Annotated in this window: 13 protein-coding genes; 7 read left to right on the top strand and 6 right to left on the bottom strand. The window is 72.2% G+C overall.

What is annotated here, in order from left to right; genetic code table 11:
- The first annotated feature begins 226 nt into the window (after nt 1-226).
- Together JOD54_RS26330 and JOD54_RS26325 are read left to right on the top strand one after the other, a co-directional pair.
- A complete protein-coding gene (locus JOD54_RS26330) occupies nt 227-745 on the top strand; it encodes a PadR family transcriptional regulator (protein WP_204454244.1) in 519 nt (172 codons plus the stop codon).
- Nucleotides 742-1125 (top strand): hypothetical protein, encoded by a 384-nt coding sequence (locus JOD54_RS26325; RefSeq protein WP_204454242.1) that lies wholly within the window; start codon nt 742-744, stop codon nt 1123-1125. Before JOD54_RS26330 ends, JOD54_RS26325 begins: the two co-directional genes overlap by 4 nt.
- Here the strand turns inward: JOD54_RS26325 and JOD54_RS26320 are convergent.
- Complete coding sequence (locus tag JOD54_RS26320) at nt 1110-2003, bottom strand: cyclase family protein (RefSeq protein WP_204454240.1); 894 nt, start codon at nt 2001-2003, stop codon at nt 1110-1112. The two genes, JOD54_RS26325 and JOD54_RS26320, sit on opposite strands and share 16 nt — an antisense overlap.
- Nucleotides 2004-2146: 143 nt before the next feature.
- Between JOD54_RS26320 and lnt the strand changes: the two genes are divergently transcribed.
- Entirely contained in the window at nt 2147-3709 is a 1563-nt protein-coding gene (gene lnt / locus JOD54_RS26315) for an apolipoprotein N-acyltransferase (protein WP_204454238.1), read from the top strand.
- 20 nt (nt 3710-3729) lie between these two features.
- Nucleotides 3730-4497 (top strand): polyprenol monophosphomannose synthase, encoded by a 768-nt coding sequence (locus JOD54_RS26310; protein ID WP_204454236.1) that lies wholly within the window; start codon nt 3730-3732, stop codon nt 4495-4497.
- 46 nt (nt 4498-4543) lie between these two features.
- Here the strand turns inward: JOD54_RS26310 and JOD54_RS26305 are convergent, their stop codons facing one another.
- Both JOD54_RS26305 and JOD54_RS26300 read right to left on the bottom strand, forming a co-directional pair.
- Nucleotides 4544-6436, bottom strand: a complete 1893-nt coding sequence (locus JOD54_RS26305; protein ID WP_239573514.1) for a putative bifunctional diguanylate cyclase/phosphodiesterase — start codon at nt 6434-6436, stop codon at nt 4544-4546.
- Between the two features lie 63 nt (nt 6437-6499).
- Nucleotides 6500-6874 (bottom strand): hypothetical protein, encoded by a 375-nt coding sequence (locus JOD54_RS26300; RefSeq protein ID WP_204454234.1) that lies wholly within the window; start codon nt 6872-6874, stop codon nt 6500-6502.
- Between the two features lie 67 nt (nt 6875-6941).
- On the opposite strand from JOD54_RS26300, the gene JOD54_RS26295 reads away from it, so the two are divergent.
- The 3 genes from JOD54_RS26295 (at nt 6942) to JOD54_RS26285 (ending at nt 10077) form a co-directional block, all read left to right on the top strand.
- Nucleotides 6942-7733 (top strand): glycerophosphodiester phosphodiesterase family protein, encoded by a 792-nt coding sequence (locus tag JOD54_RS26295; protein WP_307860286.1) that lies wholly within the window; start codon nt 6942-6944, stop codon nt 7731-7733.
- Between the two features lie 97 nt (nt 7734-7830).
- A complete protein-coding gene (locus tag JOD54_RS26290) occupies nt 7831-8571 on the top strand; it encodes a methyltransferase domain-containing protein (protein WP_204454230.1) in 741 nt (246 codons plus the stop codon).
- Nucleotides 8572-8670: 99 nt separating this feature from the next.
- On the top strand, nt 8671-10077 hold the full coding sequence (locus JOD54_RS26285) for an MFS transporter (protein ID WP_204456617.1): 1407 nt from the start codon (nt 8671-8673) through the stop codon (nt 10075-10077).
- 7 nt (nt 10078-10084) lie between these two features.
- Here the strand turns inward: JOD54_RS26285 and JOD54_RS34700 are convergent, their stop codons facing one another.
- Genes JOD54_RS34700 through JOD54_RS26275 form a run of 3 tightly spaced genes read right to left on the bottom strand, consistent with a single transcriptional unit; the run spans nt 10085 to nt 11184 of the window.
- Nucleotides 10085-10303, bottom strand: coding sequence for a hypothetical protein (locus JOD54_RS34700; protein ID WP_239573513.1), 219 nt, complete (start codon nt 10301-10303; stop codon nt 10085-10087).
- Nucleotides 10285-10512, bottom strand: a complete 228-nt coding sequence (locus JOD54_RS34695; protein WP_239573512.1) for a TetR family transcriptional regulator — start codon at nt 10510-10512, stop codon at nt 10285-10287. Before JOD54_RS34695 ends, JOD54_RS34700 begins: the two co-directional genes overlap by 19 nt.
- Nucleotides 10513-10569: 57 nt before the next feature.
- Nucleotides 10570-11184: a thymidine kinase gene (locus JOD54_RS26275; RefSeq protein ID WP_204454227.1), complete on the bottom strand. Its 615-nt coding sequence runs from the start codon at nt 11182-11184 to the stop codon at nt 10570-10572.
- Between the last annotated feature and the right edge of the window lie 474 nt (nt 11185-11658).

Here is an 11658-nt window from a genome sequence, read left to right as displayed (position 1 = left end):
CGTCTGCTGTGGACGCGGTGCTCACGCGCGGGAATTGCGCTCAGTCCGGTTTCGGTACTTGTTGGGGTTCGTGATCGGCCCACCATTCCGGTCGGATTGTCCGCTGTTTTCCCGGAACCGCGCGGGCTTCGGGCGGCGGAACCGCCGCGGTGGGTCGGGGCGGGGAGGTGGACGGGGGTGGACGCGGCGTGGTATCTGTTAGATATATCTGACAGAGAGGGGTGGCATGGCGCGCAGGAGTCAGACGGAGGTGGCGGTGCTGGGGGCGTTGAGCGTGGCGCCGATGACCGGGTACGCGGTCCGGGAGGCGATCCGGGACGTGCTCGGGCACTTCTGGAGTGAGAGCTTCGGGCAGATCTACCCGACCCTGGCGGCGCTGGAGGGGGAGGGGTACGTGCGCCGGGTGGACAAGGCGGCGCCGTACGAGTTGACGGGGGTGGGGGAGGCTCGGCTCAAGGAGTTGCTGGCCGAGCCCGCGCAGCGGGTGCCGCCGCGCAACGGGCTGATGTTGCGGCTCTTCTTCGGCCGCCAACTCGGGCCGGAGGCTTGTCGGGCGTTGTTGCGCGATGCCTTGGGGGACGCGCGGCGGCAGTTGTCCGAGTACGCCGCGCCGCGGGCCGCGGTGTCCGCTGAAGGTGGGGCCGATGCGCCCTACGCGTTGATCACGATCGCCGCGGGGGAGCACACCGCGCGCGCAGCCATCGCCTGGGCGGAAGAGTCCCTGGCCGAATTGGGGGAGTCATGAGGAAGACCAGTGTCGCCGCCGCCGCGATCTGCGGGGTCGTTTCGGCGTTCCAGATCGCGCTCGCGGCGGGCGCGCCGTGGGGACGGGCGGCGTGGGGTGGTCAGGCGGCCGAACTGCCGACCGGGCTGCGAGTGGCCAGCGGTGTCGCCGTGCTCCTGTGGGCGGTGGCGGCGGTTGTGCTGCTGCGCCGCGGCGGGTTCGAGGTCCCGGTGTCGACGAAGGTGGCCAGGATCGGCACCTGGGTCATCGTGGCCCTGCTCGCCGCGGGGCTCCTGATGAACGCCGCGTCACCGAGCCCGTGGGAGCGCTACGGGTGGGCGCCGCTCATCCTCGTCCACCTGGTGCTGACCGTGCGCCTCGCCCGTCACAAGACGGCGTAGGCGCGCACCGGGAAGGTGCCGAACTCCACCACCGGGGCGGGCACCGCGTGAAACCGGAACCCCGACGCCGGGAGCTGTTCCAGGCCGCGCAGGTGCTCGACCACCGGGATGCCCGCCGCGAGCAGCGCCGTGTGCACCGGGCGGTGCGGCCCGTCGGTGGAGTCGATGTTCAGGCTGTCGATCCCGACCAGCGCGGCACCCTGCTCGACGAGCCAGTCCGCGGCGTCGGCGGTCAGGTGCGGGTGGTCGGTGAAGTACCCGTCGGTGCCCCAGTTCGCGGCGAACCCGGTGTGCACCAGCACGGCCCGCCCGGTCACGTCGAAGGGCAGCAGCGCCGCCCGGTCCACCGCCCGCAGGCCGTCACCGGCGACCCGCACCACGACGGCGTCGAGGTCGGCCAGCCGCTCCAGCGGCAACCCGGCCAGGTCGGTGCCGTCGGGGTAGCGGTGGAACGGGCTGTCCACGTAGGTGCCGGTGTTCGCGACCAGCGAGATCTTGCCGATGTGGAACTCGGTGCCCGGACCGTAGACCGACCGGGACGCCTCGCGGGTCAGGTGGTCGCCGAACTCGGGGCCGGGGACACCGGGGTAGGTGATCATGCCCTCGCGGATCGGGTGGCTCAGGTCGACCAGCCGGGTCGCGGGCCTGCTGACCTCGACACCGCGCGAGCCCTTGTGCGGCTCGGCGATCATCCGCCGGTTGGTCACCGCCACCGAGCCGACCATCAGCAGGCCGAGGTGGCGCACCAACGACTCGCCGGTCTCGGCGTCGGACAGCTCCGCGGTGGGGGAGTCCAACCGGAAGCCGCGCACGCTCAGCGAGCCACCGTTGCGAAAGGTCACCTCGGCGTCGAACTCGACGCGCCACTGTTCTGCCACGGTTCAGACCGTAGTCGCTCCAACCCTCTACTTGAGACTGAGTTTTGCGCCACCCTCACCCTCTAGTTCACCTTGAGAGTTGCCTCCGACCTGCGGTGCGTCCCCACACCGGGGCCTCAGGCGGCGGCCCGTACGCTGACCGGGTGGTCGCCCCCGCCGTCACCCCAGAGCCCGAGGTCACCGGCTCACCAGCCCGGCCGAAGGCCTGGATCCTGGCCCGTGCCCTCTCCGCGCTCGCGGGCGGCGGGCTGGTCTACCTGAGCGTCCCGCCGCGCACCCTCTGGTGGCTGGCGCCGCTGGGCTTCGCCGTCCTCGGCCTGGTCCTGCACGGCCGCCGCCTCAAGGCCGCGCTCGGCTACGGGTTCCTCTTCGGACTCGGCTTCATGACACCGCTGCTGGCCTGGACGGGGATCTTCGTCGGTCCGGTCGCCTGGCTGCCGCTCAGCGCGCTGGAGGCGTTGCTGGTGGCCGTCGCCTGCATGGCCGTGCCCGTTGTCATGCGGCTGCCCGGCGGTGTCGTGTTCGCGGCGCTGATCTGGGTCGCGGGGGAGTACCTGCGGTCGTTGTTCCCCTTCGGCGGGTTCCCCTGGGCGCGGATCGCCTTCAGCCAGCCCGAGGGCCCGTACCTGTACCTCGCCGCGCTCGGCGGCACCCCGCTTATCGCGTTCGCGGTGACGCTCACCGGGTTCGGCCTCGGCGAGGCCGTCCGCCGGGTCGCCGCGCGCGAGGTCCGGGCGCTGGCCGTCCCCGCCCTGGCCGTGGTCGTCCCACTGGCCGCCGCGATCGCCACGGGGCCGCTGGTGGGCACCGACGCCGACGCGGGCGAGGTGACCGTCGCCGCCGTCCAGGGCAACGTGCCGCGCGCCGGTCTGGACTTCAACGCCCAGCGCCGCGCCGTGCTCGACAACCACGTCCGCCGCACCGAGCAGCTCGCCGCCGACATCCGCTCCGGCAAGGCCGCCCAGCCGGACCTGGTGATCTGGCCGGAGAACGCCTCCGACATCGACCCGCTGCGCAACGCCGACGCCTACCAGCTCATCGACCAGGCGGCCAAGGACGTCGGCGTCCCGATCGCCCTGGGCGCGGTGGTGGTCGGCGACGACAAGCTGCCGCGCAACACGGTGATCCTCTGGGACCCTGAGCGCGGCCCCGTCGACTTCTACACCAAGCGCCAGCTGCAGCCCTTCGGCGAGACCATGCCGATGCGCTCGTTCTTCAAGATCTTCAGCAGCGCCGTCGAGCGCGCAGGCAACTTCGTCCCCGGCACCGAGGCGACCGTGTTCGCCATGGCCGACGCCAGGGTCGCCCTGGTCACCTGCTACGAGGTCGCCTTCGACGGTGTCGTGCGCGACTCGGTGCTCAACGGGTCCAACCTGCTGGCGGTGCCGACCAACAACGCCACCTTCGGCCGCAGCGAGATGACCTACCAGCAGCTGGCGATGGACCGCGTCCGCGCCGTCGAACACGGCCGCGCGGTGGTCGTCGCGGCCACCAGCGGGGTGTCGGCGATCGTGCGGCCGGACGGCTCGGTGAGCCAGCGCACGGACCTGTTCACCCCCGCAGCGCTGGTCGAACGCGTGCCGCTGCGCACGGCCACTACCATTGCGGACCGATTGGGAGCCTGGCCCGAACGGGTCATGGTCGCCGTCGCGCTCGCCGCCCTGGTGTTCACCGCGGTGCGGGCCAGGCGGGGCCGGGTGCAGTGATGCCGGAGAGGAACGAACGGATGGACCAGCCGCAGGGCCAGGGGCAGCTCGAACCGGTGCTGGTGGTGATCCCGACCTACAACGAGCGGGAGAACCTCGAGCCCATCGTTCGGCGCCTGCACGCGGTGCTGCCCGACGCCCACACCCTGGTCGTCGACGACGGCAGCCCCGACGGCACCGGCGACCTCGCCGACGAGCTCGCCGCCGCCGACGAGCGGGTGCACGTGCTGCACCGCACCGAGAAGGCGGGCCTGGGTGCCGCCTACATCGCCGGGTTCGGGTGGGCCCTGGAGCGCGACTACGCGGTCGTCGTCGAGATGGACGCCGACGGCTCGCACGCCCCCGAGGACCTGCCGCGGCTGCTGGCCGCCCTCCCCGACGCCGATCTGGTCCTGGGGTCGCGCTACGTCCCCGGCGGCAAGGTGGTGAACTGGCCGTGGCACCGGGAGTTCCTCTCCCGCGGCGGCAACCTCTACGCCCGCCTCGCCCTGGGCGCCAAGCCCAAGGACATCACCGGCGGCTACCGCGCGTTCCGCCGCGAGGTCCTGGAGAAGCTCAAGCTCAACACCGTCGCCTCCCAGGGCTACTGCTTCCAGATCGACCTGGCCTGGCGCACCATCGAGGCGGGCTTCACCGTCCGCGAGGTGCCCATCACCTTCGCCGAGCGCGAGCGCGGCGAGTCGAAGATGAGCGGCAACATCGTCCGCGAGGCGTACCTGCGGGTCACCAAGTGGGGCCTGCGCCGCCGCGGCACCCAGCTCAAGTCGCTGTTCACCCGCAAGCGCTGACCAGGTCCACCGCGCGGCTGGTCACACCGACCAGCCGCGTTCCGGACTAGGTGGGGCTCGGCCCGGTCCTGGCCTGGGCGGCCAGGGGCGCGTCGGACATGAGGGTGGGCCGCCGCATCCAGGCGCCGTGCGGGCGGGCGAGCAGTGCGTCCAGCGGTTCGGGTTCGCCGAGGTGGAAGCCCTGCGCGACCCGCACGCCCAGCCGCGAGAGCGCCTCGACCTGGGTCGCGCGCTCGACCCACTCGGCCACGACCGACAGGCCCAGGCCCCGGGCGATGTCGACGATGCCCTGCACCAGCACGGTGTCGCGGCTGCCGTAGTCGATGCCGTGGATGAACTCGCCGTCGATCTTGAGACCGGTGATCGGCAGCTGCTTGAGGTGCACGAACGAGCCGAAACCGGACCCGAAGTCGTCCAGGGTGATCCGGCAGCCGCTGGCCCGCAGCTGCTGGGCGAGGCTGCGCGCGGCGTCGAGGTTGGTCACCGCGGCGGTCTCGGTGATCTCGAACCCCAGCCTGCCGGGGGCCACGCCCGCCGCGGTCAGCCGGTCGAGCACGAACCCGCCGAAGTCCTCGTCCTCCAGGGTGCGGCCGGAGACGTTGACGTTGAACCGCAGGCCGGGGTACGGGTGCTCGACCAGCGCCTCGATCGCCTTGTCGGCCACCCAGCGGTCGATCTCGAAGACCAGGTCGCTGCGCTCGGCGGCCAGCAGGAACTCCCCGGGGCCCAGCCGGGGCTCGCGGCCGTCCTCCAGCCGCAGCAGCAGCTCGTGGCCGATCACCCGGCCGCTGCCCAGCTTGACCATCGGCATCGCGTTGAGCACGAACCCGCCGTGCTTGAGCGCCGCGCGGACCCGTTCGATCACGGTCACCCGCAGCGCGGTGTCCTTGTAGTGGCCCTGCTCGTAGACGGTGACCCGGTTGCGGCCCGCCGCCTTCGACGCGTAGAGCGCCATGTCCGCGTTGGCCAGGACCTCCTGCCAGCCGACGCCGGTGTCGAAGGTCGCGATGCCCACGCTGATGGTGATCCGGCTGGCCCCGGCGACCCCGCTCATCGGGATCGCGGCGATGGCGTTGCGCAACCGGTCGGCGACCGCCACGGCCTCGCGCTCGTCGGTGTCGGCCAGCACCGCGGCGAACTCGTCGCCGGAGAGCCTGCCCAGCACCTGACCCTGCACTCCGCCGAGGCGGTCGCGTAAGAGCGAGGCCAGGGTGCACATGACGCGGTCACCGGTGGGGTGGCCGTGCAGGTCGTTGATGTCCTTGAAGTGGTCGAGGTCCAGCAGCAGGAACGCCCCGCGCGCCCCCAGCGCCAGCTGCCGCTCGAGCTCCCTGGTCAGCGCGCGCCGGTTGGGCAGGCCGGTCAGCGGGTCCTCGTCGACCATCCGCAGCAGTTCGTCCTGGTGGCCCGCGAGGCCCGCGGCGTCGAGCTCGCGGGCGCGCCAGCGGGACACGTCGGAAACCCGGTAGAGCAGTTGCCCGTGCCGGGCCTGGGTGCAGCGGATCTCCAGCCAGCGGTGGCCACCGCCACCGGGCAGCGGGATGGACACGACCACGTCGGTGCCGCGCGGGCCGTCCGGCGCGCCCGCCAGCAGGGCGGTCAGCGCGCGGCCCACGCTCTGCTCGGCGGTCAGCCCCAGCAGCGCGGACATGGCCGGGTTGACCCAGCCGATGTGACCGCGGTGGTCGGTGAGCGCGAACGCGGTGTCGGTGGTCGCCAGCACGGCCGCGGCGTCGACGACCGGGGTCGCGGGTGCGGCGGTCCCGGTGGGGACGAGGCTGAGCCGGGTCACGGCCGCGGCGTCGGTACCGCCCGCGGGCTCGACGTCCTCCGGAGCCTGCTCGGCGGTGTCCTCCGCGGCGGTGGGGACGGCACCGTCCCCGTCGACCGGCTGCTCGGTCACCGGCTGTGTCGTGGTCTCACACTCGGTGTCGCTCATCACCCCAACCCCTCACCCGTTCTCGTGGGGACACGAGCACGAAGCGTAGTGGACTGGTGATGTTCAGCGCAGGCGCTCGAGGTCTTTCGCGCCGAGGCGAACGAGCTCGGCGAGTTCGCCCAGCTCAGCGGGGGTGGCGCCGTCCTCGGCCGCGGTCAGCACGTCCTCCGCGGCGCAGCGCAGCTGGAACAGCCGGTCCTGCAGGTCGGCGAACTCGGCCGTGGACAGCACCACGGCGTCTTCCGGGAGGCCGCCGCGCTGCACCGCCGTCCGCCGCTCGTAGGCGCGCTGCCTGCACGACTGGGCGCAGTAGCGCCGCCTGCGCCCGGTGCCCGCCTCGTCCGGCAACTGGGCGCCGCACCACCCGCACGGGTTCGCCCGACCGGGGCGGCGTCGACCGGTCGCGGGCGCGGCGGCGGGCGGTGTGGTCGAGGACATGGGCGGTGACGCTAGTCCGACACCCGGAGTGCACCGCAGCGCCACGCCGTTGGGGCACACTCGGGGAGTGCCCGCCTCACCAGCCCGCCACGGGTTCTTCGACGGCCCCCACCCGCGCGCGTTCGTGCACCGCGGCTGGCACGACGGCGACCTGGCGGGCATGGAGAACTCCCTCGCGGCCTTCCGCCGCGCGGTCGAGCACGGCTACCGGTACCTGGAGACCGACGTCCACGCGACCAGCGACGGTGTCGTCGTCGTGCACCACGACAGCACGCTGGAGCGCACCACCGACGCCACCGGCAGCGTCGCGGCCCTGCCGTGGCGGGTGGTCTCGCAGGCCAGGATCGGCGGGCGGGAGCCGGTCAGCAGGCTGACCGACCTGCTGGAGGAGCTGCCGGACGCGCGGATCAACATCGACGTGAAGTCCGAGGCGGCGATCGGGCCGGTGCTGGAGGTCCTGCGGGCGACCGGCGCGGCCGACCGGGTGTGCCTGGCGTCGTTCTCCGAGGCGCGGCTGGCCCGCATCCGCAAGCTGGCGGGACCGGGGGTGCTGACCTCGATGGGGATGCGGGCCATGGTCGCCTTCTGGGCCTCGCGGCGGCTGCCCGCCGCGGTCCTGCGGCCCGGTCCTCGACCCCTGGTCGCCCAGGTCCCGGTGCGGCACGGGCCGCTGCGGGTGGTCGACGCCGCCCTCATCGCCGCCGCCAAGCGCCGCGCGGCCGAGGTCCACGTGTGGACCATCGACGAGGCCGCGCAGATGACCGAGCTGCTCGACCTCGGCGTCGACGGGCTGATGACCGACCGGCCGCAGGTGCTCAAGGACGTGTTCGTCGAGCGCGGGCTCTGGCAGCACGCGTGAGGTCTGGACAACCGGGTGCGGCGCGGATCACCCCAACACGCGGGAAGATCCCCCCGTGGTGCTCCCGAAACGGGCACGGAGCGGGCATCCTTTTCCGGTGACCACCCCATCGGCCCCCTCGGCGACCGGTACCACCCGACCAGGCGACACGCGGGCGGGCGAGCGGGGTCACCACGCGGTGGACCTGCTTGGGGCGGTCGTGGCCGCCCTCGGTGACCCCGGCGACGGGCCGACCGTCGTCATCGGGGCCGATCCCGGGATCCTGACCGCGCTGCGGGCCCGTGGTGCGGTCGTCGCGGTCGGGGCGGACCTGCTGGCCGAGGTGCACGCCTTGCCGCTGCACTCGGGGTCGGCCGCGGCGGTGGTGGCGCTGCACGCGCTGCCCGAGGTCGAGGACGTCGACGCCGCGCTGGCCGAGTTCGCCAGGGTCGTCGGCCCCGGCGGCCGGGTGGTGATCTCGGCGAACGCGCTGGCGCACCGCAGGGAACTGCGCGGGCTGTGGACGACCGCGGCCCGCGACTGCGGGGTGGTGGACCCGCCCGCGTTCCTCGACGGCGACGAGCGGTTCTCCCTCGACCACGCCGAGGCCTGGCTGCGCAGGCACCTCACCGACGTCTCGCTCACCCCCGTGCGCGGCACGACCACTCTGGACACCGCGCGGGCGCTCGCGCTGCTTCGCGACCAGCGACCGGAGGGCGCCGGGGTCACCTGGGACCTGCTCGCTTCGGTGGTGGAGAGCCGGGTGCGCGACGCGGTCGCCGAGCACGGCGGGTTCACGCTGTCCACCCTCACCGGGGTCGCGACCGGCACCGTCGCCGCTGGCGAATCCGCCAAGTGACTGTTTGGACTCGACCCGTCCACTGACCGGCCCCGGCCAGTACGCTCCCGCCTGCGTGATCGGCGTTACCCCGCGTACCGCACGGAGGCGGCTTTGAGCATGGTGGACGACAGCCCGAAGGCCCGGAAGCGGGAGCAGCGGGGCTGGTGCTGGTACGACTGGGCGAACTCGGTGTTCCCCACCTCGGTCACCACCGTGTTCGGCTCGCTCTACCTCACCGAGGTCGCCGCCTCCGCCGCGATCGCCGACACCGCCCGCAACGGGCCCAACCCGTGCCCGGCCGACGGCGCGGGCAACACCGACAAGCTGCGGGACTGCGACATCAGCCTGTTCGGCCTGGACTTCCCGGCTGGCTCGCTGTGGGGGTACCTGCTCTCGATCGCCACCGTCATCCAGGTGCTGATCGTGCCGCTGATGGGCGCCATCGCCGACCGGTCGAGCAACAAGAAGCCGATGATGGCCGCGTTCGCCTTCGGCGGCTCGCTGGCCACCATGGCGATGGCGCTGGTCAGCGGCTCGAACTGGGGGCTGGGGGTGGTGCTGTTCATCCTCGGCAACATCGGCTACGGCACCTCGGTGGTGATCTACTACTCGTTCCTGCCGGAGATCGCCACGGCCGACGAGCGCGACGGCCTGTCCTCGCGCGGCTGGGCGTTCGGGTACCTGGGGTCCGGGCTGGCGCTGGCGATCCAGCTGGTCATCTACCTGTTCCGGGAGTCGATCGGCATCACAGCGGGCAACGCCGCGCAGATCGCGTTCGTGCTCTCGGGCATCTGGTGGGCGCTGTTCACGCTGATCCCGCTGCGGCGGCTGCGCGGGCACCACGAACGCCCGCAGGGCACCGGCGTCGAGGGGTCCGTGCTGACCGCGGGCTTCCGCGAGCTGCGCACCACCCTGCGCGAGGCGCGCGCGTACCCGCTGACCCTGGCCTTCCTCGGTACGTACCTGATCTACACCGACGGCATCGCCACCGTCGCCAACGTCTCCGCCCAGTACGGCCGCGAAGAGCTCAAGTTCGAGCCGGACGTGCTGATCACCACGATCCTGATCGTGCAGTTCGTGGCCTTCTTCGGCGGCGTGCTGCACGGCCTGCTCGCCCGCAGGGTCGGCGCCAAGAAGACGATCATGGCGAGCCTGGCCGTGTGGGTCGTGGTGATCGGCGCCGCGTACTTCGTTCAGGCCGGGCAGGCGCTGCAGTTCTACCTGCTGGCGGGCGGCATCGGCCTGGTGCTGGGCGGCACGAACGCGCTGTCGCGGTCGCTGTTCAGCCAGCTGGTGCCCGCGGGCAAGGAGGCGCAGTACTTCTCGGTGTACGAGATGGGCGAGCGGGCGACCTCCTGGCTGGGCCCCCTCCTGTTCGCCGTCATGGCCAGCACCACCGGCTCCTACCGCTACGCGATCATCTCGCTGGTCGTGTTCTTCGCCATCGGCCTGGTCCTCATGTACTTCGTCCCGGTCCGCAAAGCCATCCGGGCGGCGGGCAACCCCGAGCCCGCCCTGCTGTAGCCAGCGGTCACACCGGTAGCGCGGTCGCGAGGACGGCGTCGAGACCGCGGTCGAACAGGTCGTCGTCGTCCCACCGCTCGTCGAGGTGTCCGGAGGCGACCAGGGTCGGGTAGGCGGCCTGGTCCGCGGCGATGTGCCTGCGGGCCTCGGCTCGCGCGCCCGGATCGTCGGACCGGCGCCACGTGGCTTCGGTGAGCGCGGCCCCGATCACGTAGTTGGCCAGCACCCGGGTGAGGACGGCGAGCCGAACGCCGGTGGCACCAAGACCTGGCCCACGGCCAGGTCTTGGACATCGTCCTTCGTCGCCACGTGCCAGTAGAGCGCGGTCGAGGTGACCCCGAGCCGCTGCGCCAAGCGGCGCATCGTCAGCCCCTCGGCGCCGGTCTGCCGGTCCGTTTTCTCGCGCAGCCACACCGCGCCCGGCTTGTCGGCCATGCCGGGCATCCCTGGTTCGTTCAACTCGTTACCCGCAGACCGCTCGATGACCGAATGTCAGGGGGAGGCTGGCGAGGTGGTGGCGTCCGCAGGGCGCGCATGGGCGCCGCCGGTGATGCGCTTGTACTCGCTGCGGGTCACCGACATGTAGCGGTCGTTGCCGCCGATCTCGATCTGGGGGCCGCCGGTGACCGGGGTGCCGTCGGCGGCGGTGCGGACCACCATGGTGGCCTTCTTGCCGGTGTGGCAGATGGTCTTGATCTCCTCGAGGGAGTCGGCCCAGGCCAGCAGGTACTGCGAGCCCTCGAACAGCTCGCCCCGGAAGTCGGTCCGCAGGCCGTAGGCCAGCACCGGGATCTCCAACCGGTCGACCACGTCGGTCAGTTGCCAGACCTGCCGCTTGGTCAGGAACTGGGCCTCGTCCACCAGCACGCAATGCGGCGGCTCCTGCGCGGTGACCACCTCGAAGAGGTCCTCGTCCGGTCCGAACGCCCGGCCGGGCGCGGTCAGGCCGATGCGGGAAGCGACCACCCCGTGGCCGTTGCGGTCGTTGACCCGCGGCGTGAGGATCAGCGTCCGCATGGACCGCTCGTGGTAGTTGTGGGCGCTCTGCAGCAGCGTGGTGGTCTTACCGGCGTTCATGGCCGAGTAGTAGAAGTACAACTTCGCCACCTGAGCTCCTCTCCCCGGCCACGGCCGATCATGGTCGTGGCCCGCCGAGGAGTATCGCCCACCCCGGGCCGGGCGTGAGCACCCGCGGTGCGGCCGATACGGAGACCGCTCAAGGGGCGACGGAGGGTGACGATTCGTCAGTGGCTCGGGAACCGTAGGGGCTACGGTCCGTTATCGGGGGTGCGGTGGGCGCCACATCCGCCCCGCGGGCCCCCGGACCACCGCTGATGTGCAAGGGCAACTCGCGTTCGCCTGATCCGCCCCGGTGTGGATAGCATCCCCCGAGTGGGTGAGATGTTGGCGCCGTTCCCGCGATCGCGCGTCACAATCCCGGAGACGTGGCATCTCTTAGGAGGATGCTGTTGTTGACGGGTGAAGCATGTCACCCTGAGCGATCGCGACGGGCGGAACGGGAATCATTTTCTCGATCCACTCGTTGCTCTGGGTAAGCAACACCCTGGCCCGTCCCGGCGG

This window comes from Actinokineospora baliensis (assembly GCF_016907695.1).
GTDB lineage: Bacteria > Actinomycetota > Actinomycetes > Mycobacteriales > Pseudonocardiaceae > Actinokineospora > Actinokineospora baliensis.
The sequence above is the reverse complement of the archived record's forward strand: the minus strand, read 5'-3'. Positions and strand labels throughout refer to the sequence as shown.